The sequence below is a fragment of the Streptomyces sp. SolWspMP-5a-2 genome (assembly GCF_900091845.1).
In the GTDB taxonomy this organism is placed as follows: Bacteria; Actinomycetota; Actinomycetes; order Streptomycetales; family Streptomycetaceae; genus Streptomyces; species Streptomyces doudnae.
On the sequence record NZ_FMCI01000087.1, the window covers coordinates 25,384 to 48,147 of the forward strand.

Genomic DNA, 22,764 nt, shown 5'->3' on the forward strand with positions numbered 1-22,764 from the left:
AAACAACGCTTCGCAGACCGTGTGCCCCTCGTTCGCGTCCTTGTGCCGAACGTCGTCCGACGACCGTCGTCCGCATATGTCCCGCCCCTTCCACACGAACAGGAGACCGATGGTGCCGGTCCTTCCTGGAGCCGAGCCGTACCGCCACGAGGGCGGCAGGGTCGGCGTCCTCCTCTGCCACGGCTTCACCGGGTCCCCCCAGTCGCTGCGCCCCTGGGCCGAGCGGCTCGCCGAGCGCGACCTCACGGTCTCGCTGCCCCTGCTGCCCGGCCACGGCACCCGCTGGGAGGACCTCCAGCTCACCGGCTGGCAGGACTGGTACGCCGAGCTGGACCGCGAGCTACGTGCCCTCCGCGACCGCTGCGACCAGGTCTTCGTGGCCGGTCTCTCGATGGGCGGCACCCTCGCCCTGCGGCTCGCCGCCCGGCACGGGGACGCGGTGAGCGGTGTCGTCGTCGTCAACCCGGCCAACCACATGCACGGCCCGGCCGCGTACGCGCTGCCGGTGCTGCGCCATCTGCTGCCCTCCACCAAGGGCATCGCCAGCGACATCGCCAAGCCGGGCGCCGAGGAGCTGGGGTACGACCGGGTGCCGCTGCACGCGGCGCACTCGCTGCGCGCCCTCTTCCGGGTGGTCGACCGCGAACTCCCGCAGGTCACGCAGCCGTTGCTGCTGCTGCGCAGCCCGCAGGACCATGTGGTGCCACCGGCCGACTCGGCGCGCGTCCTCAGCCGGGTCTCCTCGCGCGACGTCCGCGAGGTGCTGCTGGAACAGAGCTACCACGTCGCGACGTTGGACCACGACGCGGACCGGATCGTGCAGGAGAGCCTCGCGTTCATCGGCCGGCTCGCACCCAGTGTCGGCAAGGAAGGGACGGCCACAGGTGGCTGAACACGACTCCGAGCGCGAGGGCCGCGAACCGGAGGAGCGGGGCGTGCCGTTCGACGAGGACGCGGCGTGGGCGGCGATCGTCGCGGGGTACGGCGAGGAGCCGAGCGATCCGCCGGGCGCCAAGCCGTTCAAGTCGGTCGAGGATCTGGCCCTGCTGGAATCGGAGACCAACGCCCCCGCCGACACCCCCGGGCCCGCCGGGTCCACCGGGCCCACCGCCCAGGGGGAGCCCCCGGCGGCGACCGACCCGGCAGGTCCGGGCGACGCGACCGGACCCACCCGATCGGCCGGTCCGGCCGGTTCCGCGGGCCCCGCCGGGTCTGCCTCTCCCGCCGAGCAGGAGGCGGACGAGCCCGAGCGGCCGGAGCGGGCGGGAGGCGCCACCCCGCTGGGCGGCTCCGTCTCCTTCGCCCCGGGCGTCGGACCCCGCGACTACTCCCCGCGGGAACCCTCCGGGGGCGAGGGCGACGAGGACGACGAGGGGCACTTCGTGCCGCCGGAGCCGCCGCCGCTGCCCGCCGCCGACCCCACCTCCACCTTCGCGTGGCTGGGTGTCATCGGCGGTCCTGTGCTGCTCCTGCTGGCGGTGCTGTTCGGCTGGGACATGACCTGGTGGCTGGCCACCCTCTGCATCGGCGGCTTCCTGGGCGGCTTCGCCACCCTCGTCGTCCGCATGAGACCGGACGACGAGGACGACATCGACCCGGGCCGGGGCGCGGTCGTCTGAGACACCCGAGACGGGGCGCGGTCGTCTGAAACACCCGGGGCGGGCTCTCCGGCGGCATCCGGGGCGGGCGCTCCGGCGACACCCGGGGGCGCGCGCACCGGCGGCGGCCCGGAGGTGGGCCCGCTAGGCCGCTCCGGGCGCCGTCCCCGGGCGCGCGGGGATTCTGAGCGCGGCCAGGACCGGAAGGTGGTCCGTGGCCGCCCTCAGGTCCGTCCCGGTCACCCCGGGCTGGTCCAGCGGGACCCCGCAGCCCAGCACCTCGACACCCCGGGTGGCGAACACCGCGTCGATGCGCTGGTGCGGGTCGGCCGGGGTCGAGGTGTGCTCGCCGCCCCAGGGCGCGGTGGCCCAGCCGTCCTGGAGCCCCCCGGCCAGGCGCCGGAAGGTGCGTCCGGTGGGCCGTTCGTTGAGGTCGCCGCCGACGACGGCGTGCTCCGTGCCGAGCGCCGCGAGCCGGTCGAGGAGCAGCCCGCCCTGGGCCAGGCGCTCCCGCCCGCTCAGCGACAGATGGCAGCTGAGCACGCCGAGCCTGGCGTCGCCGAAGCGGACCACGGCGGTGGCGAAGCCGCGCCGGTGCAGCCCGGGGGTGAGGGGCAGCAGCACATCCTCGGTCCGTTCGACGGTGGCCCGCAGACCGCACAGGATCGCGGGGCCCGCGGCCGTGCCGCCGCCGGTCAGGATCACCTGGCCGGAGGCCGCGGCGAGCCGGGCGAGCTTCTTGCGCCAGCGGAAGAAGCGGGGCGCCTCCTGGAGGAGGACGAGGTCGGGGGCGCAGGCGCCGATGACCCGGGCCAGGGCCGCGGTGTCGTCGCGCATCGAGCGGATGTTGTAGCTCAGGACCCTGATGACCGCGGAGCCGTCGGGCTCCGTGCGGGAGGGAGGGAGCAGCGGCATGGTGATCAATGTACGCCTCACGCGCCGGGGCGCGAGCCCCGAGCGCGCGAGCCTGGTGCGACGGCTCGCGGCACGGTCCTCGCGCCCCGTGGGTGGGTGCGTCCTCCCCGCGGACGGGGTCACATGATGGGGTCGGGCTCCCGGGCCAGGTCCGCCGCGCCGACCAGGCCGGCCTCGTTGCCGAGCTTGGCGGCGATCACGTCGGCGACCGGGCGCCAGTTCCCGCCGACCAGCCAGCGCTTGTACGACTTGCGGATCGGGTCGAGGACCAGCTCGCCCTCGTCCGAGAGGCCGCCGCCGACGATGAACGCGGACGGGTCGAAGAGCGAGGCGAGGTCGGCGAGCCCGGCCCCGGCCCAGCGGGCCAGCTCACGGTAGGAGTCGACGGCGACCGGGTCGCCCTGCCGGGCGGCCATGGAGATGTGCTTGCCCTCGATGCCGTCCGGGGAGCCGTCGCCCAGGCCGAGCAGGATCTCGGCGTTCTCCGGGGTGGCGTTGGCGCGCTGCTTGGCGTAGCGGACCAGGGCGCGCCCGGAGGCGTACTGCTCCCAGCAGCCCTGGGAGCCGCAGCCGCAGAGCAGGCCGTCGGGCACCATGCGGATGTGGCCGAACTCGGCGGCGACACCGAAGTGGCCGCGGCGCAGCTTGTTGCCGATGATGATGCCGCCGCCCAGGCCGGTGCCGAGCGTGATGCAGATGACGTTGCGGTGGCCCTTGCCGGCGCCGAACCGGTACTCGCCCCAGGCGGCCGCGTTGGCGTCGTTCTCCACGACGACCGGGAGGCCGACGCGGGTCTCGACCTTCTCCTTCAGCGGCTCCTGGCGCCAGTCGATGTTCGGCGCGAAGTAGACGGTGGAACGCTGGCGGTTGACGTATCCGGCGGCACCGATGCCCACGCCGACGATCTCGTGTCCGGCACGCGCGCCCTCCACGGCGGCGGCGATCGCGTCCACGATGGCGTCGGGCGTGCCCGGAGTCGGCACCTTGTGCGTCGAGAGGATGTTGCCTTCCTCATCGACCACGCCGGCCGCGATCTTCGTGCCGCCGATGTCGACGCCGATGGTGAGTCCCATGAATCCCTCAGTTTCGGTCGAGCCCCGCTACGGCCAACCGTACCCGAGGGGGCACTCAGTCCACGTCGATGCGTTCGCCGGGGGACGGTCCGGCGTCGCCGTCGTCGCGGCCCTTCGCGGGCCGTCCGCCGGGGTCCTGGTCGGCGGCGCGGGTGGTCCAGCGCTGCTCCTGGGTCCCGACCGCGGAGCGGTAGGCGGCGAGCAGTTCTCCGCCCGCGGCGGCCAGGTGGTCGAAGACGTCCGGGTTGCGTTCGATGACCGGTTCGACGGCGGCCCTGGCCTGCTGCACGACCTGGCGCACCGCCTGCTGGGCGGCCGGTCCGCCGACGGCGCCGAGCAGCGGCGACCCCGACGCCGACAGCCGGTCCGCGACCGTGTCGAGCAGCCTGCGCAGTTCCTCGGCGGCCGAGCCGGGCGGGGTTCCGTGCCGTTCGCGGCGGCGGGCCTTCTCCTCGGCGAGGTCCTCGGCGCACGCGGTCGACCAGGCGTCGGCGTCGGTGGCCCGCGCCTCCTCGGCGGCCTGCGGCTCGCCGTCATCCGACCGGGGGAGCTGTTCGCTCATGACGGACTCCTGACTACGGTTCGTCCCTCCGACGTTACCCGAACGGCCGCCGGAGGTTCACCGGCCGTCGGGCCACAGCGCGGGGTCGGGCGCGAACCGGATGCGCAGCACGGCCTCGCGCAGCGAGGCCCCGGCGACGGTGCAGCGGCGCAGGGCGGACGGCAGGGCGACGATCCGGCGGAACGGGCCGACGGTGACGACGAGTTCGTCGCCGCGCCGGATCAGGTCGAGCTGGTCGCGGGTCGCGCCGGGCAGCGGGATGTGCCAGACGAGCACGCCCTCGTCGGCGAGGGCGTCGGTGACCGGCCACTCGACGGTGGAGGCGGTGCCGTCGGGGCCGGGGACGTCCAGGGCGTCGAGGTCCTCGGGTCCGCGGGGGTCGTGGCCGAGGTGGAGGACCTGGCGGACGTCGTGGCTCTCGCGCCACTCCTCCAGCACCTTGCGCTGCTGGGCGACGGGACCGGCGAGCCAGCCCTCGGCCGCGGACTCGGGCAGCACCCGGCCCGCGACCAGCAGGTCGGGACGCAGTCCGCGCACGGCGAGCGCGAGGACGGCGGTGCGGACGGCGTCGGCGCCCGCGGGGCCGGGCTCGGCGACCAGCCGGACGACGGTGCCGGGGTCGGCGAGGACGGCCTCGACGGCACCCAGCTCCACCTCCCAGCGGGCCGCGGTCTCGTAGAGCCACTCCGCGGGCATGGGCACGCCCGCCAGGCGGCCGAGGACCGGGCGCAGGGCGCGGGCGGCCTGCCGTTCGGAGGGCAGCAGGCGGCGCAGGTAGCGGCGCAGCTCCCCGGGCAGGGCGAGCAGCGCGAGGGCCTGCTCGGTGGGCGGCAGGTCGACGACGAGGAGGTCGTGGGCGTCGCTGAGGGCGGCGTCGCGCAGGGCGCGCAGCAGGGTCAGCTCCTCGGCGCCGGGCAGCGGGGTGACCTCCTCGGCGTCCAGGCGGGCGGCGCCCAGCAGGTCGAGGACGGTCGCGGCGCGGTCCTGGAAGGCGGTGAGGTCGCCGCGGAACCCGGCGGTGGCGTCGGGGCGCCAGGCCGTGAGGTGCGGGACGACGGTCACCGGGGCGGGGCCGGTCGGGGTGCCGAGGACCGCGCCCAGGGTGTCGGCGCGGTCGGCGCCGAGCAGCAGGGTGCGGGTGCCGGCGCGGGCGGCGGCGACGGCGGTGGCCGCGGCCACGGTCGTGCGTCCGGCGCCGCCGGGGCCCGTGATCAGGATCGTGCGCATAGGGGTGAACGCTACCTGGCGGCGGGGAAGGTCCCCCGGCGGTGCTACTTCTCCCCGGACTCGACCCGCTTCTTCAGCCCGGCCAGGGCGCGGTCGATGATGACCTTCTCGGCCTTGCGCTTGATCATGCCGAGCATGGGGATCTTGACGTCGACGGTGAGGCGATAGGTGACCTCGGTGGCGTCGGCGCCGACCGGCTTCAGCAGGTAGGAGCCGTCGAGCGAGCGGAGCATCTGGGACTTGACGAGGGTCCAGGAGACCTCGTGGTCGCCGGTCCAGGTGTAGCCGAGGGTCTGGTCGTCCTTGATCGCGCCGGCGTCCATGACGAGGCGGACGTGCTCGGCGCGGCCCTGGTCGTCGGTCTTGAGGACCTCGGCCTCCTTGACCTCGCCGGTCCAGTCCGGGTAGCGGGCGAAGTCGGCGATCACCGCCATGACGTCGGCCGGCGCCGCCTCGATCGTGATGCTCGAACTGGTGTGTTCCGCCATCGCCGTGGCTCCTCGGATACGTGCCGGTAGACAGGTCGTCGTGCGCACGAGTGTGCAGCGTGAAGGCTACCGCGCACGGGCCTGCCCGCCGTCACCCCCCACCTGCGTCACCTCACCATTCGAGGGCCCAGGGGCGCCCGGTGCCCGCGAAGTGGCCGACGTTGACGCACTCGGTGGCACCGATCCGCATCCGGCGGACCAGCGGCTGGTGGACGTGGCCGAAGAGGGCGTAGCGGGGGCGGGTGCGGCGGATGGCGTCGAGCAGGGCGCGGCTCCCGCGTTCGAAGCGGCGGGCGACGGTGTCGTAGACCAGTTCGGGGACCTCGGGCGGGATGTGCGTGCAGAGCACGTCGACCTCGCCGACGGCCTCGATCTTCGCCGCGTACTCCTCGTCGCCGATCTCGTACGGGGTGCGCATGGGGGTGCGCAGGCCGCCGCCGACGAACCCGAAGGTGCGGCCGCCGATCTCGATCCGCTCGCCGTCCAGGACGGTGGTGCCGGGGCCCGCGTACTGCGCCCACAGGGGCGGCATGTCGACGTTGCCGTAGGTGGCGTACGTCGGGGTCGGGAAGGCGGCGAACAGCTCGGCGTACTGCCTGCGCACCGCGCTCTCGATGGCGGCCGCCCGGTCGGTGCCCACGGTGGCCCAGAGGCGGGCGCCGAAGGCGCGGGCCTCCTCGAAGCGGCGGGCGGTGCGCAGCTCGACCAGGCGGTCGGCGTTCTCCTCGCCGAAGAGGTCGGGGAAGATGCCGCGCGAGTGGTCCGCGTAGTCGAGGAAGAGGACGAGGTCGCCGAGGCAGATCAGGGCGTCTGCGCCGTCGCCCGCACGGGCCAGGTCACGGGCGTTGCCGTGCACGTCACTGACCACATGAACGCGCGTGCTGCCGCGACCGGAGGGTGTGGGTGCCATGACGATCAAGGGTAGGCGTGTGCGGCGGGCGTGAACAGTGCCGACCGGGCCTGCTGTTACTGGCCAGTCAGTTAGCGGGTGGACTACCGTACGGGCAGCAACACCAATCCGTGTGACGCGGCGAACATCACGCCGGGACCCCCTGTCGGAGGAGCCATACCGGCGGGTAACGTCCGGGCGGTCCAGTCGTGCTCGGCCTTTCCGCAGCGGAAGCCCCGAGCACCTGCCCGAGCCTTGGACCGCACCGTCGCCCACGACGTCGTGGCGCCGGCGCCCTATGAGGAGCAGCAGTCTTGCGCGAGTTCAGCCTTCCGGCTCTGTACGAGGTCCCGGCGGACGGCAACCTGACCGACATCGTCCGCAGAAACGCCGCGCAGCACCCCGACGTCGCCGTGATCGCGCGCAAGGTCGGCGGGGAGTGGCGGGACGTGACCGCGACGGAGTTCCTGGCCGAGGTGGTCACCGCCGCCAAGGGCCTGGTCGCCGCCGGGGTGCAGCCGGGCGACCGCGTCGGCCTGATGTCCCGCACCCGCTACGAGTGGACGCTGCTGGACTTCGCGATCTGGAGCGCGGGCGCGGTCACCGTGCCGGTGTACGAGACCAGTTCGCCCGAGCAGGTGGCCTGGATCCTGTCCGACTCGGGCGCGACGGCGTGCGTGGTGGAGCTGGACGCCCACACGGCCACCGTCGAGTCGGTGCGCGACCGGCTGCCCGCGCTCAAGCACCTGTGGCAGATCGAGGGCGGCGGGATCGAGGAGCTGGGCGGCCTCGGCCAGGACGTCTCGGACGCCACGGTCGAGGAGCGCGGCTCGCTCGCCAGGGCCGACGACCCGGCGACCATCGTCTACACCTCGGGCACCACCGGGCGCCCCAAGGGCTGTGTGCTGACCCACCGCAGCTTCTTCGCGGAGTGCGGCAACATCGTGGAGCGGCTGCGGCCGCTGTTCCGCACCGGCGAGTGCTCGGTGCTGCTGTTCCTGCCGCTGGCGCACGTCTTCGGGCGGCTGGTGCAGATCGCGCCGATGATGGCGCCGATCAAGCTGGGCTGCGTCCCGGACATCAAGCACCTCACGGACGAGCTGGCGTCGTTCAGGCCGACGCTGATCCTGGGCGTCCCGCGGGTCTTCGAGAAGGTCTACAACGCGGCGCGGGCCAAGGCGCAGGCGGACGGCAAGGGCAGGATCTTCGACCGGGCCGCCGACACGGCGATCGCGTATAGCAAGGCGCAGGACACCCCGTCGGGCCCCTCGCTCGGTCTGCGGATCCGGCACGCGGTGTTCGACAAGCTCGTCTACGGCAAGCTGCGCGCGGTGCTGGGCGGGCGCGGCGAGTACGCGATCTCCGGGGGCGCCCCGCTGGGCGAGCGGCTGGGCCACTTCTTCCGCGGGATCGGCTTCACGGTCCTGGAGGGGTACGGCCTGACGGAGTCGTGCGCGGCGACGGCGTTCAACCCGTGGGACCGCACGAAGATCGGTACGGTCGGGCAGCCGCTGCCGGGTTCGGTGGTGCGGATCGCCGACGACGGCGAGGTGCTGCTGCACGGCGAGCATCTCTTCAAGGAGTACTGGAACAACCCGGGCGCGACGGCGGAGGCGCTGACCGACGGCTGGTTCCACACCGGCGACATCGGCACCCTGGACGAGGACGGGTACCTGCGGATCACCGGCCGCAAGAAGGAGATCATCGTCACCGCGGGCGGCAAGAACGTCGCGCCCGCCGTGATCGAGGACCGGATCAGGGCGCACGCGCTGGTCGCGGAGTGCATGGTGGTCGGCGACGGGCGCCCGTTCGTGGGCGCGCTGGTCACCGTGGACGACGAGTTCCTGGGCCGGTGGGCTGCCGAGCACGGCAAGCCCGCGGATGCCACCGCGGCGTCGCTGCGTGACGACCCGGACCTGCTCGCGGAGATCCAGGCGGCGGTCGACGACGGCAACGCCGCGGTGTCGAAGGCGGAATCGGTGCGGAAGTTCCGCATTCTGTCCTCTCCGTTCACGGAGGAGTCGGGCCACCTGACGCCGTCCCTGAAGCTCAAGCGCAATGTGGTGGCGAAGGACTACGCGGCCGAGATCGAGGCGATCTACGCCAAGTGACCGCCCGGTCCGCTCATGGCGCGAGGTCCTCGGCGAGGACGCGTGCCATCGTGCGTTCCGCGAGCGCGGTGATCGTGACGAACGGGTTCACCCCGATCGAGCCGGGCACCAGCGAGCCGTCGGTGACGTAGAGCCGCTTGTACCCCTTCACCCGGCCGTAGCCGTCGGTGGCCCTGCCGAGCACGCAGCCGCCGAGCGGGTGGTAGCAGAAGTCGTCGGCGAAGACCTTGCTCGGGGAGCCGAACAGGTCGTAGCGGTAGATGGTGGCGTTGGCGGCGTTGATCCGGTCGAAGAGCTTCTTGGCCATGGCGACGGAGACGGCGCTCTGCGCGGCGCTCCAGCCGAGCTTGACGGTCTTCGAGGCGGAGTCCCAGGTGAAGCGGGCGCGTTCGGGGTTCTTGGTGATCGCCAGGTAGAGGCTGACCCAGGTCTCGAAGCCGATGGGCAGCGGGGCGATCTCCGCGAAGACCGGGTTGTCGGCGTTGGCCCAGTCGTCGATGCCCATGACCGGCATGGTCGACTGGTCGGCGCCGACGGTGTCCCAGACGTGGTTGGCGCGGGCCAGCATGGTGTTGCCGTTGGTGCCCCAGCCCGCGCCGACGCTCGCGTCGAGGTCGGGAAGCGTGCCGGTGTCCCGTGCCCTGACGAGGAGTTCGGTGGTGCCGAGGCTGCCGCCGCCGAGGAAGAGGGAGGCGCAGCTGTACTGCTTGGTCTCGACGACGGCGCCCGTGAGGTCGATCCGGTCGGCGGTGAGCAGGTACGAGCCGTCGGCGGCCCGGGTGACCGCGCGCACCTTCTCCAGGGTGTGCAGGGTGACGTTGCCGGTGCCGAGGGCGGCGGCCAGGTAGGTCTTGTCGAGGCTGCGCTTGCCCTGGTTGTTGCCGTAGATGACCTCGGCGGCGAGCGCGGACCTGGTGGCGGTGCCCGCGGCCTCGCGCTGCATGTACCCGAAGTCGTAGACGTTGGGTACGAAGGTGGTCTTCAGCCCGGCGGCGGTGGCCGCCTTCCGCGAGGTGCGGGTGAACCGGTACCAGTCGGTCGACTCGAACCAGGCCGGGTCCACGGTGTTGACGCCGAGCATGGCGCGGGCGCGCGGGAAGTAGGTGCCGTACATCTCGGCGGCGTCGACGGTCGGGAACTGCTCGGCGAAGTAGGCGGCGGGCGGGGTGACGGCCATGCCGCCGTTGACCAGGGAGCCGCCGCCGACCCCGCGGCCGACGTAGACGGACATGTTGTCGTAGTGCACCCGGTCCAGGACCCCCGGGTAGGGGGTGATGTCCTTGTTGACGAGGTCGAGCCAGAGGAAGCTGGCCAGCGGCGCCTCGGTCCTGCTCCGGAACCACATGGAGCGCTGGTCGGGGGCGCTGGTGGCGCAGAAGACCTTGCCGTCGGGGCCCGCGGTGTTCCAGAGCCGCCCCATTTCGAGGACGACGGTGCGGACACCGGCCTGGCCCAGGCGCAGGGCGGCGACGGCGCCGCCGTACCCGGAGCCGACGACGATGGCGGGGGCGTTGTCGACGGCGGCGGGCTCGGCGGCCCGCGCGGACTGGAGGCCGACGCGGGTGAGACCGGCGGCCGCTGCGGTCTGGAGGGCGATCATGCCCAGGATGTGACGTCTCGTCAGCTGATGCTGCGTCAGTTCTGCTGTCATGGAGGCAGCATCGGCGGACTATCCGGTTCCGCCTAGGGCCGTGACCGGAGAGGTTCGCCGGTGGACCTCTCCGTCAGGGCACTAGAGGAGCGTGCGCAAGGTCTGGGCCAGCGTGTCCCAGCGCCACTTCTCCTCGACCCATGCCCGGCCCCGCTCCCCCATCCGGCGCCGCAGCTCCGCGTCCCCGAGGAGGGCGGTGACGCGCTCGGCGGTGTCCCCGGCCGAACCGCCGCGCACCACCCAGCCGGTCTCGCCGTCGAGGACCGCGTCCGGGGCGCCGCCGGAGTCTCCGGCCACCACCGGCAGCCCGGTCGCCGACGCCTCCAGGTAGACGATGCCGAGGCCCTCCACGTCCAGCCCGCCGCGCCGGGTCCTGCACGGCATGGCGAAGACGTCACCGGCGCCGTAGTGGGCGGGCAGCGCGGACCAGGGGACGGAGCCGGTGAAGCGCACCGAGCCGTCGACCCCGCTCTCCCGGGCGAGCCGCCGCAGCTCCTTCTCGTACGGTCCGCCGCCGACGATCAGCAGGACGGCGTCCGGGTGCGCGGCCAGGACGCGGGGCATCGCCCGGATCAGGGTGTCCTGGCCCTTGCGCGGCACCAGCCGGGAGACGCACACCACGACCGGCCGGTCGGTGAGCCCGAGCGCGGCCCGCACGGCGTCGCCGCCGGATTCCGGGTGGAAGGTCTTCTCGTCGACGCCCGGCGGGAGTCGGACCATCCGGGCGGCCGCCTCGGGGGTCAGCGCGGCGGCGATCCGCGACCGGGTGTACTCCCCGAGGTAGGTGATCGTGTCCGTCGACTCCCCGATTTTGCGCAGCAGTTGCCGCGCACCGGGGAGCTGGGCCCAGCCCGCCTCGTGGCCGTGGGTGGTCGCCACCAGACGCCGGGCGCCCGCCTCGCGCAGCGCGGGCGCCATCAGCCCGAGCGGCGCCGCCGCCCCGAACCAGACCGACGTGCAGCCGTGTTCCCGCAGCAGCCCGACCGCACGCCGGGTCGCGGCGGGCGTCGGCAGCAGCATCGTCGTACGGTCCCGGACGACGGTGAAGGGCTGCTCGGCGTCGAAGGCCGCGGTGGCCTCGACGCCCTCCCGGGTCCGCTTCCAGGTGGAGGCGTAGACCACGACCCGCTCCGGGTCGAGGCGCAGCGCCATGTTGTGCAGGAACGCCTGGATGCCACCGGGGCGGGGCGGGAAGTCGTTCGTGACGATCAGGGTCTTGTGCATCGCCGCCGACCCTACCCAACGGTGGCCTGGCGGCCGGGCCTGGCACGTCGTGTGGCACGCTCGCCGTCGGGCGGGACATCATGTTCCCCTCAAAGCGGGACGCGGACGGCAGGGGATGACGTGAAGACGACGGCGCGGCCACCGGTGTGGCTGCTGGTGACCTGGGGGGCGACCCGCCTCCTGCTGCTGCTGTTCGTCTTCAAGGTGTGGGTCTTCCCCGGCCCGGACGTCACCAGCGACGTGTCCGTCATCTACCAGGGCTGGTTCGAGGTGCTGCGCACCGGCTCCTTCCCGCTGGACGACGTGACCTGGCAGTACCCGCCGGCCGCCGCCCTGGCGATCCTCTCCCCCGGCCTGCTGCCGTTCCTGGACTACGCGCACGCGTTCTTCTGCCTGGCCTTCCTCGCCGACCTGGCCGCCTTCGCGCTGCTCGGCCGTGCGGGACGGCGGCCCGGCCGGTCCATGCGCGGCGCCTGGGTCTGGGTGGTGGGCGTACCCCTGCTGGGCCCGACCGTCTACGCCCGCTACGACGTGATGGTCACCGCGGTCGCGGTCGCCGCGCTGCTCGCCGGGGCCAGGCACCCGCGGGTGATGGGCGCGCTGATCGGTCTCGGCGCGATGCTCAAGGTGTGGCCCGCGCTGCTGCTGGTCGGGGTGCGCCGCTGGTCGGTGTGGCTGGCCGCGCTGGTGAGCGTCAGCGGGCTCGCCGCGCTGTTCGCGGTGTCGATGCCGGGCGCGTTCGCGTTCCTCACCTTCCAGCGCGACCGGGGCACCGAGGTCGAGTCGCTGGGCTCGCTGGTCTTCCACGTCGCCCGCCACCACGGCTGGGACGGGCAGGTGCTGCTCAACTACGGCTCGGTGGAGTTCGTCGGGCCGTACGTGGGCCTGGTGAGCACGGCAGCCCTGTTCCTGACCGGGATGGCGTTCGGCTGGCTGCTGCTGTGGCGGCTGGCGGCGACCCGGTTCGGCACCCGCACGGCGGCGGACGCGGCCTTCGTCGCGGTGCTGATGTTCACCGTGACCAGCCGGGTGATCAGCCCCCAGTACATGGTGTGGCTGATCGGTCTCGCGGCGGTCTGCGTCTGCCTGCGGGGCAGCCGGATGGGGCTGCCCGCGGTGCTGGTCCTCGCGGCCTCCGGGCTGACCCTGCTGGAGTTCCCGATCTGGTTCTCGCACGTCGTGCAGAGCGACACCCTCGGCGTCTGCCTGCTGGTGGCCCGCAACGGCCTGCTGGTGGTCGCCACCCTCGTCGCGGCCCGCGTCCTGTGGAAGGAGACGGCGCCCCGCGACACCCCGGCCCGGCTGCCCGGCCAGGCGTCCCGCACCCGGGAGTCGTCGGTGCCGTCCTGAGCGGTCAGCCGAGCCGCTCGTCCAGGTAGTCGCGCCAGCGCGCGGTGAACCGCTCCGGGGTGGTGCCGAGCACCTGCCGCAGCGCCTCGGCCACCGACCCCGACCGGCCCTGGTGGTCGCCCACCGCCCGGTAGAACCGGCCGAGCCGCTCCTCGCCCCACTCGTCGGCGATCATCCGGCAGGCCAGCCAGCCGCCCTCGTAGGCGCGCGCCAGCGCCGTCGCGTCGCTGCCGAACCCGAAGTCGTCGTCGGTCGGCAGCGCCTTCGGCGTCCGTCCCGCGGCCACCGCGCGCTCCAGCTCGGGCGCGGCCTGCCGCGGGGTGCGTCCGGTGCCCCGGTAGCCGACCCAGTCCGCGTACCCCTCGGAGAGCCAGAGCGGGGTGGCCGCGCTGGTGTGGGCGCGGCTGGCGACATGGGTCGTCTCGTGGGTGAGGACGACCTGTCTGCCGAGGTCGCCGAGGACCGCGTAGGCGTCCGGATTGACGATGACCCGGTCGGCCGGTGCCTTCGCCGCGCCGCCCACCTCGCCGGTGGTGACGGCGGCGATGCCCCGGTACGAGGACGGAGGCGTGCCCAGGAGCCCCGCCATGCCCTCCAGCGACCGCGGGACCAGCACCATGACGCGGGCCGCCCAGTCGCTCCCCCAGGCCCCGGAGACGGCCGGTACGGCCCGGTCGGCGAGGTCCGCGTAGGAGCGCAGGGCCGCCTGCGACTGCCCGACCCCCAGGACCAGGGCGTGCGCCCCGCGCACGGCGGTCACCCGCCCCTGGTCCCAGAGCAGCTGCGGTGCCTTCGCGGCGGGCCGCTCGGCGTCCACGGACCACTGCCCGTCGGCCTTCCGGGACAGGGCCAGGGCGCGGTGCACGGTGACCGGGGCGCGGTCCCAGCCGCGCACCCGGTAGCTCAGCTCGGCGTCGGCGGTGGCGTCGTCGCCGGTGCCGCGCAGCGAGGTGACCCGGTACGACCAGGCGGCCAGCGGGACCGCGCGGAGGTTCTCGAACCAGCCGAGGGTGCCGGTGGCGAGGAAGGCGGCCCGGTCCCCGGCCAGGACGGCGGCGGCCCGCCGGTCCAGGACCCGCTGGAGCCGGGCGGTGTCGGCGTTCCCGGTGTGCCGCCCGCCGCACGACACCAGACCGACCAGCAGCAGCGCGAGGAGCACCGCCGCCGTCCTCGATGCGCGCCCGCGACCAGCCACGTCCTGATCGTACGGGCAGCGGCGCGGGGAGGTCAGACCCGCGTGACCGAGGAGATCGGCATCATGCCGACCCGGTCGTAGCGGACCGGGGCGCCCGGGTAGGGGGCGTGGATGACCTGGCCGCCGCCCACGTACATCGCGACGTGGCTGGCGTCGGACCGGTAGGTGACCAGGTCGCCGGGGCGGGCTTGGGAGAGCGGGACGTGGTGCCCGGCGAACCGCTGCTGCTGCGAGGTGCGCGGCAGGGCGACCCCGGCCCGCGCGTACGACCACTGCATCAGGCCCGAACAGTCGAACCCGGAGGGCCCGTTGGCGCCCCACACGTAGGGCCTGCCGAGGGCGGAGCGGGCGGCGGCGACGGCGGCGGCCGCGCGGCCCGAGGGGGCGGCGGCGCCGGGGTCGGGGAGTTCCTCGCGGGTGCCCCGGGAGGCGCGGTCCCACGCGGCGCGTTCGGCGTGCGGCAGCGAGTCGAGGAGGCGGCGGGCGGTGGCGAGCTTGCGCTCGACGGTCCGCTTGTGGGTGGCCACCGCCCGGCGGCTGCGGTCCAGTTCGGCGAGGCTCCCGTCGGCCTCGGCGCGCTCCTGGTCCAGCTCGCGCAGGGCCGATCCGAGTTCCCGCAGCCGGCCGGCCTCGCGGGCGTTGATCCGGTCCAGGGCGGCGGCCTTGTCGAGGTACTCGGCCGGGTCGTCGGAGAACAGCAGCGCGAGCGAGGGGTCCATGCCGCCGGAGCGGTACTGCGCCCCGGCCAGCGAACCGAGCTTGTCCCGCAGGGAGTTGATGCGCTCCTGCTGGCGGGCGATGCGGTCCTGGGTGGCGGAGAGCTCGCGGCGCAGCACACCGGCGCGCTCCCCGGCCTTGTTGTAGGCCTCGGTCGCCTTCTCGGCCGCGGTGTAGAGCCGGTCCACCTCGGCGCGGGTGTCGGTGTGCGGGGCGGCGTCGGCCGGGACGGCGGAGAGTCCCGCCGCGGCGGCCGACAGCACGCACAGGGCGGTGCCGGCCCCCCGGTTGAACCCGGACGACGGTGCAAGGCGGCGATGGGAACCCACGAGAAGCCGCACTCCTTCCGCTGGCGGACGAGGAACGCGGCAGACAGTAGCCCCGCGACCGGGGGTCGGCCAAAGACCGCCGTGCGCACACACGGTGACGCCCCGCCTCTGACGCAGGTCATGGGCGGGGCGCGGGGTCAGCGAAGGCTCACCGGATTCGCCCGTTCGGGCGGTGTGTCGTCCGGATCCCGCGGGAGCCGGACGACCGGGGCGGGCTCAGATACGGACGCCGAACTGGAACGGCATGTTGCCGATCGACTCGTAGCGGACGACGGTGCCGGTGCGCGGGGCGTGCAGCACCTGGCCGTTGCCCGCGTAGAGGCCGACGTGGTGCTGGTCGCCGTAGAAGATCACCAGGTCGCCGACCTTGAGGTCGCTCGCGCTGTAGATCCGGGTACCGGCGTTGGCCTGGGCCTGGGAGGTGCGCGGGATGGTGACGCCGGCCTGGGCGTAGGCCCAGGAGGTCAGGCCCGAGCAGTCGAAGGAGGACGGGCCGGTGGCGCCGTAGACGTAGGCGCTGCCCAGCTTGGTCTGCGCGGCGGAGAACGCGGCCCCGGCGCGGCCGGAGGCGCTGGGCACGTCGCCCAGGTCCACGCGGCTGCTGGAGGAGCGGCTGGCACGCTCGTCGGCGGCGGCGAGCGCGGCCCGCTCCTTCGCCGTCAGTGTGTTGAGCAGCTTCTGCGCCTCGGCGAGCTTGCCCTGGACTTCCTTCTTCTTCTTGCCCAGTTCGGTCCGGGTGGAGGCGAGGTCCTTGAGCTTGCCGGAGGCCTCGGAGCGCTCCTGGGCCAGCTCGCGCTGCTTCTGCTGGATCTTCTTCAGCGCCTCGACCTGCTGGCTGCTGAGCTGGTCGGCGGTGGACGCCTTGTCCAGGTAGTCGTCGGGGTCCGACGACAGGAACAGCTGGAGCGAGGAGTCGATGGAGCCGGTGCGGTACTGGGCGGCCGCCGCGAGGCCCATGGAGTCACGCAGCTCGTTGAGCTCCTCCTGGCCGCGGGCGACGTTGTCCTGGATGCTGGAGATCTCCTTCTGGAGCTTCTCCTGCTTCTCCTTGGCGCCGTTGTACTTCTCGGTGGCCTGCTCCGCCTGCTCGTAGAGCTTGTCGACCTTGGACTTGACCTCGTCCTTGCTCAGCTTCTCGCTGGGTGCCGCGTTGGCGGCCTGGGAACTGAGCGCGACAGCGGCGGCGGCTGCGGTGGTGAGCACAGTCACACGAGCGCGGCTCGGCTGCTTCGGTCGACGATGGGACGCCACGGACGCGGGCTCCTTCATGTGAGTGATCACCCGTTCGGAGGTTCGAGCCCAGACCATAGTGATGTTCTTGTGATCAGTTCAAATCCTCGGGTGAAAAATGTCGGTCACCGACCGCATTCTTTACACTCAACACACGTGCAGTGATGCTCGATTGACGCTACGTTGCGTGACGAAACCATCAATTCGGGCATTGAACCTGTACGTTGACGATCGGGACAGAGGCCGGGAACGGCCCCGCCGCACCCGCCCGGACGGGCGTCAGATCAGCCGCTTGAGGAGCATCGCGGACGCGATCGGACGGGCGCCCGCGCGGGCCACCCCGTCGGCCACCTCACGGTCCGTGGAGGCCACGATGACCGGACGCCCCGGCGGCTCCGCGCGCACCAGCTGGCGGATCAACTCGTCGGCCGTGACGCCCGGTTTGGAGAACAGCACCCGCACCCCGCGCGGCGGCGCCAGCAGCACCGGGGCGAGCAGTTCGGCGCCGTCGAAGACACAGGTGACCTCGGCACCGGTCTGCGCGGCGAGCTGGGAGAGCTGGCCGAGCAGCCGCAACCGCTGCTTCTCCAGCGGCATCTGCGGATAACCGGTCTTGGTGACGTTGTAGCCGTCGACCACCAAGTGCGCCTGCGGCAGCGCGAGAAGCTGGTCCAGGACGGCGGGATCGTGCTCCGACAGCGCCCGCGCCGCGATGTCCTTCGGGGTCATCCGCCCCGGCTCGACGGCGTCCACCGTCTCCGCGGGCCGCACCGCGACCGGCGGCAGCGCCAGCTCCCGGCGCAGCCCCTGGGCCGCGTCCAGCACCGTGTCGAGCAGCAGCCGCAGCCGCATGTCCTCGACGCTGCGCCCCTCGCGCGCGGCCTTGCGGGAGGCCTCGAGCGCCGCCTCGGCCTCGCCGAGCCGCGCCTTGAGGCGCCGGGTCTCGCTCTCCGCCGCGGACACCTGGGTCTGCCCCTCGGCGCGCGCCGCCTCGGCCTCGCCGCGCAGCCTGCGCAGGGCGGCCTCGCCCCGCTTGACGTCGCTGAGGGCGGCGCGCAGTTTGCGCTGCAGCGCCTCAGCCTCCCGCCTGGCGGCGTCCAGGTCGGCGCGCAGCCGTTCGGTCTCGGCCCGGGTGTGGTCCCGGGCGGCGGCCAACTCCTGGCGCAGCCGGTCCAGTTCGGCGCGGCTCTCCTCGTCGGCGCGTTCGGCGTCGGCGCGCTGGGCCTCCTCGCCCGCGGCCGTGACCAGCTTCACCCAGCCGGTGGGGCGCAGTACGTAGGCCGCGGCCGCCACGTCGAGCGGGTCCGCGGCCGGGGGCGGGGCGCCGGAGTCGAGGGCGCCGGCGAGTTCCGGCTGGGCCTCTCTGAGCCGTTCCCCGATCCGCTGGCGGAAGAGGGCGTCGGTCTCCAGCGCGGAGGCCATGGCGTTGCCCGCGAACTTGGCGCGGCGGCTCGGCGTGAACCGGGCGTACTGCCGGAGCTGGGCGGGCAGCTCGCCGACGGTGAGTCCGCCGAAGCCGTCCGAGGCGATCTGGACGACCCGTTTGCGCACCCCGTCGGGCAGCGGACGGTCGAGCACCTCGGCGGCGCCGTCGCCCGGCGCCCCGCCCGTGGTCTCCACCATCCGTCACACCCCTATGCCTGTGCGGGGCCGCTCCCGTCAGGAGTCGGTGCCCGGCCTGTCCACGAGTTCCACCTGGTCCACCGCGTTGCACCACCGGCAGCGCACCGACTCGATGGTCTCACTGACCACCTCGCGCTCCTCGACCTTGGGCTCACCGGCGAGGTCGAGGTGGACGTACTCCACGACCTTCGAGGAGCGGGTCACGTCGAAGCGGGTGAGGTTGCCGCAGAGCGTGCAGCGCCACCGCGTCGAGGCGGTCGGCAGGGGAACCGTCATCGTGGCGTGTTCACTTTCCTTCTAGTGTCCGTGACGCGCCAGCTTCCCTGGAGCGTGTGGCGGTAACCCTACGGCCTGCCGGACCGTCGCCGCCCGCCTGTCCGCGGCGGCGAGGCGGCCGGGCCCGGTGCGTCCCGTTACGTCATGCTCTGTAGTCATGACCAGCAACTGGAGCACGACGGCCGGTCCGCTCCCCGGCCAGGCCGCCAGACCCGCGGCCCCGGTCACCTACGGCCTGATCGCGCTGTGCTGTCTGACCTTCGCGATCAGCCCCGCGTCGGGCCTGAACCCCGGCTACGGCTCGGGGGACACCCTGCTCGCGGCCCAGCAGGAGTACTTCCGGCACTGGGGCGTCGTTCCAGCACAGTTGTTCGACTGGTCCCCCAGGGAGGCGCTCACCCCGGCCACGGCACTCTTCGTCCACGGAAGCTGGATGCATCTGCTGGGCAACATGCTCTTCCTCTACGTCTTCGGGGCCATGACCGAGGACCGCGTGGGCCGCCTGCGCTTCACCCTCTTCTACCTCTGCTCCGGCTACCTCGCCCTCCTCGGGTACGCCGTCGCCAACGCCACCTCGGAGCAGTCGCTGGTCGGCGCGTCCGGGGCGATCTCGGCGGTCCTGGGCGCGTTCCTGTTCCTCTTTCCCCGCGCCCGGGTCACCAGTCTGCTGCCGTTCCTGTTCTTCCTGCCGCTGCGCTTCCCGGCCTGGCTGGTGCTGCCGTTCTGGGCGGCCCTGCAGTGGCTGGCGGCGGGCCGGGCCGAGGAGGGCCCCGGGGTCGCCTACCTCGCCCACCTGGTGGGCTTCGGGCTCGGCTTCCTCTACGCGTGGGTGGCCTTCGGCCGGACGACTAGAGTGAGGGCCGCCCCAGCTCCGGCTCCCGAGGGAGAGAACCAGCCGTGATCACCGCGATCGTCCTCATCAAGACCAGCGTGGACCGGATCCCCGAGATCGCGGAGTCGATCGCGGCGCTGGAGTCGGTGAGCGAGGTGTTCTCGGTGACCGGCACCTACGACCTGATCGCGATGGTGCGGGTGCGCCAGCACGAGGACCTCGCGGACGTCATCCCGGGGCGGATCAGCAAGATCCCCGGCGTCGAGGGCACCGACACCCACGTGGCCTTCCGCACCTACTCGCAGCACGACCTGGAGGCCGCCTTCGCCATCGGCCTCGACTCCTGACGTCCGCGACCGGCCGGCGTCAGCCCAGCGCGGGCACGCAGCGGCCGTTCTCGGTGCGGTAGCTCCACCGGGCGCCGTCCGCGACCAGCTCACGGACCGCCGTCACGAAGCGCTCGATGTGCTCGTCCGGGGTCCCCGCGCCGAAGCTCACCCGGATCGCGTTCAGGGACTTCTCGCCCGGCGCGGCCTCCGGTGCCCCGCACTCGCCCTGCGCCTCGGGGGCGCTGTCCAGCAGGGTGCGCACCAGCGGGTGGGCGCAGAACAGACCGTCCCGGACGCCGATGCCGTACTCGGCGGAGAGCGCGGCGGCGAAGTGGGAGCTGTTCCAGCCGTCGACGACGAACGAGAGCACCCCGACCCGCGGCGCGTCGTCGCCGAACAGGGACAGCACGCGCACCTCGGGCACGTCCGCGAGCCCGGCCCTGACGGTGTCCACGAGGTGCTGCTCGCGGGCGACCAGGGTGTCGAAGCCCGCCTCGGTGAGCGCCTTGCAGGCGGCGGCGATGGAGTAGGCGCCGATCACGTTCGGGGAGCCCGCCTCGTGCCGGGCGGCGCTCTCGTGCCACTCCACGTCCACCCCGCCGTCCGCGCGCCGGGTGACCTTGCGGCTGGCGCCGCCGCCCGCGAGGTAGGGGTCGGCCGCGGTCAGCCAGTCGGCGCGGCCCGCGAGGACGCCGGAGCCGAACGGGGCGTACAGCTTGTGGCCGGAGAAGGCGACCCAGTCGACGTCGAGGTCCTGGACGGAGACCGGGTGGTGCGGGGCGAGCTGGGCGGCGTCCAGGACGATCCGGGCGCCGTGCGCGTGGGCGGCGGCGGCCAGCTCCCGCACCGGCCACAGCTCACCGGTGACGTTCGAGGCGCCGGTGACGCAGACCAGGGCCGGGCCGTGCGGGTCCCGGTCGGCGAGGGCCCGCTCCAGGGTCAGGACCGCCTGGCGCGGGGTGCGCGGGGCGTCCAGGTAGCTGACCCGGGCGTCCTTCCAGGGCAGCAGCGAGGCGTGGTGCTCGGTCTCGAAGACGAAGACCTGGCAGTCCTCGGGGAGCGCGGCGGCGAGGAGGTTCAGCGAGTCGGTGGTGGAGCGGGTGAAGACGAGCTGGTCGTCGGCGCGGCAGTCGAGGAACTCGGCGACGGTCCTGCGGGCGTTCTCGAAGAGGTCGGTGGAGAGCTGCGAGAGGTATCCGGCACCCCGGTGGACGCTGCCGTAGTAGGGGGCGTAGGCGGCCACGTCGTCCCAGACCCGCTGGAGGGCCGGGGCGCTCGCCGCGTAGTCGAGGGCCGCGTAGCCGACCTCGCCGCCGGTGACGAGCGGAACGGTCACGTCCCGGCCGAGGACGGGCAGCGGGGCACAGACGGAACGGTCGGCGGCAGCGGTGGGGACAGACATGGCGAACTCCCGTGAGAGGACGGCGGAGTCGGCCGCGCGAGCGGGTACGGCTCGAACGCGGAAGGGCTCCGGGCGAGGAAGGGAAGAAGGGGTGCGGAGGCGGGGCTCGACGCCCTGGGCGGATCCGCGGAGTCCTGTCGTCCGCCCGGCGGGCGGGACCGGCGTCATCCGGTGCCGTCCTCCCGGCGGGCCGGCCGCGGACCCTCGTACGGGGCGTACGCGGGTCTGTGCCGGGTGCGGCGGGAGGACGTGCCGGGCGTCGCCGGGCGGACAGGGGTCCGCTGACGCGCCCTAGCGCATTCGCTTGCTCACGGAAGGCTCCTCGACGACCAGGACCCCTGGTGGCACGAGGGGTCCGCGCTTGCCGTGGACCTCGCTGCCCACGGCCTGGTCTTCACCCGGGGCACCCCGCCACGGACGGAGGGTTGCCGGACAGTCGGCCGGGGCCTCATGACTGTCACTCATGACCTGCTCCGGAACTTATGCGAAACGCGCGCGGTCCCGCAACCCGTGTCCGGATCGCGGGACCGTGACGGCGTCCGGTCAGGCGTTGCTGGCCGCCACCCAGCGGTCGAGGACCCGCCCGGCCGCGCCGGAGTCGATCGACTCGGCCGCCTTCGCCATCCCGGCGGCGATCCGCTCGACGAGCGTGCCCGAGCCCCGTTCCAGGGCCACCAGCGCGGCCGCCGAGTTCAGCAGGACGGCGTCGCGCACCGGGCCGCCCTCGCCGTCCAGGAGCCTGCGGGCGACCTCCGCGTTGTACGACGGGTCGCCGCCGCGCAGCGCCTCCACCGGTACCAGGTCGAGGCCGACGTCGCGCGGGTCGAAGCGCTCCTCGGCGACCTGGCCGTCGGCGACGGTCCAGACCCGGGAGGTGGCCGTCGTGGTCAGCTCGTCGAGGCCGTCGTCGCCCCGGAAGACCAGCGAGGAGTTGCCCCGGGCGGCGAAGACACCGGCCACGATCGGCGCCATCCGCGGATCGGCCACACCGACCGCCTGCGCCCCCACCCGGGCCGGGTTGGTGAGCGGGCCGAGCGCGTTGAAGACGGTGCGGATGCCCAACTGGCCGCGGGCGGCGCCCGCGTGCCGCAGCGCCGGGTGGAACTTCACCGCGAAGCAGAAGGTGATCCCGGCCTCCATGGCGACCTCGGGCACCCGCTTCAGCGGCAGGTCCAGGTTGACGCCGAGCTTCTCCAGGACGTCGGACGCCCCCGACGCGGAGGAGGCGGCCCGGTTGCCGTGCTTGACGACCCGCGCGCCGGTACCGGCCACCACGATCGACGACATGGTGGAGATGTTCACCGTCTTCGCGCCGTCGCCGCCGGTGCCGACGATGTCCACGCAGGGACCGGGCACCTCGATCACGTTGGCGTGCGCGTACATCGTGCGGACCAGCCCGTCGATCTCCTGGACGGTCTCGCCCTTGGCGCGCAGCGCCACCACGAACCCGGCGATCTGCGCGTCGGTCGCCTCACCGCGCATGATCAGGTCCATCGCCCAGGCGGTGTCGTCCGCGCTCAGGTCCTGCCCGGCGAGCAGGCCGTTCAGCAGGACGGGCCAGGAACGGGCCGCCGCGGTGTCGCCTCCGGCGGGGGTCACAGCGCTCATCAGGCCGCTCCTGGGGTGTCGTGGAAGGGTCGGGGAAGGGGATTCGTCCCGCTCCCCACCCTATCCAGCCCGGGGCACGTGGAAGGGCCCCCGTCCGGAGACCGGACGGGGGCCCTTCGACCGTCGTGTGGCGAC

21 protein-coding genes and 1 riboswitch are annotated in these 22,764 nt (G+C 73.5%); of the genes, 6 read left to right on the top strand and 15 right to left on the bottom strand.

Translation table 11 applies throughout. From position 1 onward, the window contains the following. Positions 1-112 precede the first annotated feature (112 nt). Both GA0115242_RS08380 and GA0115242_RS08385 read left to right on the top strand, forming a co-directional pair. Positions 113-892, top strand: a complete 780-nt coding sequence (locus GA0115242_RS08380; protein ID WP_093826224.1) for an alpha/beta hydrolase — start codon at positions 113-115, stop codon at positions 890-892. Continuing rightward, complete coding sequence (locus tag GA0115242_RS08385; RefSeq protein WP_093826166.1) at positions 885-1,619, top strand: hypothetical protein; 735 nt, start codon at positions 885-887, stop codon at positions 1,617-1,619. Before GA0115242_RS08380 ends, GA0115242_RS08385 begins: the two co-directional genes overlap by 8 nt. Before the next feature lie 123 nt (positions 1,620-1,742). On the opposite strand, the gene GA0115242_RS08390 is transcribed toward GA0115242_RS08385, so the two are convergent. From GA0115242_RS08390 to GA0115242_RS08415, 6 genes are all read right to left on the bottom strand, one after another. After that, a complete protein-coding gene (locus tag GA0115242_RS08390; protein WP_093826226.1) occupies positions 1,743-2,513 on the bottom strand; it encodes an endonuclease/exonuclease/phosphatase family protein in 771 nt (256 codons plus the stop codon). A 119-nt stretch (positions 2,514-2,632) separates the two neighbouring features. After that, positions 2,633-3,586 carry an ROK family glucokinase gene (locus GA0115242_RS08395; protein WP_093826170.1) on the bottom strand — a complete coding sequence of 318 codons (954 nt, stop codon included), beginning with the start codon at positions 3,584-3,586 and terminating at the stop codon, positions 2,633-2,635. A gap of 55 nt (positions 3,587-3,641) precedes the next feature. Further along, positions 3,642-4,148, bottom strand: coding sequence for a DUF5304 domain-containing protein (locus GA0115242_RS08400; protein ID WP_093826174.1), 507 nt, complete (start codon positions 4,146-4,148; stop codon positions 3,642-3,644). Positions 4,149-4,205: 57 nt separating this feature from the next. Then, the gene (locus GA0115242_RS08405; RefSeq protein WP_093826176.1) at positions 4,206-5,375 is read right to left on the bottom strand and encodes an ArsA family ATPase; all 1,170 of its coding nucleotides are present in this window, start codon (positions 5,373-5,375) and stop codon (positions 4,206-4,208) included. A gap of 44 nt (positions 5,376-5,419) precedes the next feature. Continuing rightward, a complete protein-coding gene (locus tag GA0115242_RS08410; protein WP_093826178.1) occupies positions 5,420-5,863 on the bottom strand; it encodes an SRPBCC family protein in 444 nt (147 codons plus the stop codon). 112 nt (positions 5,864-5,975) lie between these two features. Beyond that, positions 5,976-6,773 (bottom strand): metallophosphoesterase family protein, encoded by a 798-nt coding sequence (locus GA0115242_RS08415; protein ID WP_093826180.1) that lies wholly within the window; start codon positions 6,771-6,773, stop codon positions 5,976-5,978. Positions 6,774-7,066: 293 nt separating this feature from the next. Here GA0115242_RS08415 and GA0115242_RS08420 point away from each other — a divergent pair, with 293 nt between their 5' ends. Next, entirely contained in the window at positions 7,067-8,863 is a 1,797-nt protein-coding gene (locus GA0115242_RS08420; protein ID WP_093826182.1) for an AMP-dependent synthetase/ligase, read from the top strand. Between the two features lie 13 nt (positions 8,864-8,876). On the opposite strand, the gene GA0115242_RS08425 is transcribed toward GA0115242_RS08420, so the two are convergent. Beyond that, complete coding sequence (locus GA0115242_RS08425; protein ID WP_093826184.1) at positions 8,877-10,463, bottom strand: GMC oxidoreductase; 1,587 nt, start codon at positions 10,461-10,463, stop codon at positions 8,877-8,879. Positions 10,464-10,595: 132 nt separating this feature from the next. Further along, positions 10,596-11,738, bottom strand: a complete 1,143-nt coding sequence (locus GA0115242_RS08430) for a glycosyltransferase family 4 protein (protein ID WP_093826186.1) — start codon at positions 11,736-11,738, stop codon at positions 10,596-10,598. A gap of 120 nt (positions 11,739-11,858) precedes the next feature. Between GA0115242_RS08430 and GA0115242_RS08435 the strand changes: the two genes are divergently transcribed. Continuing rightward, entirely contained in the window at positions 11,859-13,088 is a 1,230-nt protein-coding gene (locus GA0115242_RS08435) for a glycosyltransferase family 87 protein (protein ID WP_093826187.1), read from the top strand. A 4-nt stretch (positions 13,089-13,092) separates the two neighbouring features. On the opposite strand, the gene GA0115242_RS08440 is transcribed toward GA0115242_RS08435, so the two are convergent. The 5 genes from GA0115242_RS08440 to GA0115242_RS08460 all read right to left on the bottom strand — a co-directional run bounded on the left by GA0115242_RS08440 (position 13,093) and on the right by GA0115242_RS08460 (position 18,458). Next, positions 13,093-14,283: a hypothetical protein gene (locus GA0115242_RS08440; protein ID WP_093826189.1), complete on the bottom strand. Its 1,191-nt coding sequence runs from the start codon at positions 14,281-14,283 to the stop codon at positions 13,093-13,095. Between the two features lie 32 nt (positions 14,284-14,315). Next, positions 14,316-15,329 carry a C40 family peptidase gene (locus tag GA0115242_RS08445; RefSeq protein WP_093826191.1) on the bottom strand — a complete coding sequence of 338 codons (1,014 nt, stop codon included), beginning with the start codon at positions 15,327-15,329 and terminating at the stop codon, positions 14,316-14,318. 216 nt (positions 15,330-15,545) lie between these two features. Continuing rightward, entirely contained in the window at positions 15,546-16,580 is a 1,035-nt protein-coding gene (locus GA0115242_RS08450; protein ID WP_093826193.1) for a C40 family peptidase, read from the bottom strand. A 258-nt stretch (positions 16,581-16,838) separates the two neighbouring features. Further along, entirely contained in the window at positions 16,839-18,182 is a 1,344-nt protein-coding gene (locus tag GA0115242_RS08455) for an NYN domain-containing protein (RefSeq protein ID WP_093826196.1), read from the bottom strand. A 36-nt stretch (positions 18,183-18,218) separates the two neighbouring features. Next, positions 18,219-18,458: a hypothetical protein gene (locus GA0115242_RS08460; protein ID WP_093826198.1), complete on the bottom strand. Its 240-nt coding sequence runs from the start codon at positions 18,456-18,458 to the stop codon at positions 18,219-18,221. Positions 18,459-18,615: 157 nt separating this feature from the next. On the opposite strand from GA0115242_RS08460, the gene GA0115242_RS08465 reads away from it, so the two are divergent. Beyond that, the gene (locus tag GA0115242_RS08465) at positions 18,616-19,359 is read left to right on the top strand and encodes a rhomboid family intramembrane serine protease (protein WP_093826200.1); all 744 of its coding nucleotides are present in this window, start codon (positions 18,616-18,618) and stop codon (positions 19,357-19,359) included. Further along, positions 19,356-19,637 carry an Lrp/AsnC family transcriptional regulator gene (locus GA0115242_RS08470; protein ID WP_093826202.1) on the top strand — a complete coding sequence of 94 codons (282 nt, stop codon included), beginning with the start codon at positions 19,356-19,358 and terminating at the stop codon, positions 19,635-19,637. The genes GA0115242_RS08465 and GA0115242_RS08470 overlap by 4 nt, the downstream gene beginning before the upstream one ends. Positions 19,638-19,656: 19 nt before the next feature. Here GA0115242_RS08470 and GA0115242_RS08475 read toward each other — a convergent pair whose 3' ends face one another. Together GA0115242_RS08475 and trpD are read right to left on the bottom strand one after the other, a co-directional pair. Next, positions 19,657-21,021 carry an aminotransferase class V-fold PLP-dependent enzyme gene (locus GA0115242_RS08475; RefSeq protein WP_093826204.1) on the bottom strand — a complete coding sequence of 455 codons (1,365 nt, stop codon included), beginning with the start codon at positions 21,019-21,021 and terminating at the stop codon, positions 19,657-19,659. Between the two features lie 352 nt (positions 21,022-21,373). Then, positions 21,374-21,490, bottom strand: a riboswitch (SAM riboswitch). Between the two features lie 74 nt (positions 21,491-21,564). Further along, a complete protein-coding gene (gene trpD / locus GA0115242_RS08480) occupies positions 21,565-22,629 on the bottom strand; it encodes an anthranilate phosphoribosyltransferase (protein ID WP_093826206.1) in 1,065 nt (354 codons plus the stop codon). Between the last annotated feature and the right edge of the window lie 135 nt (positions 22,630-22,764).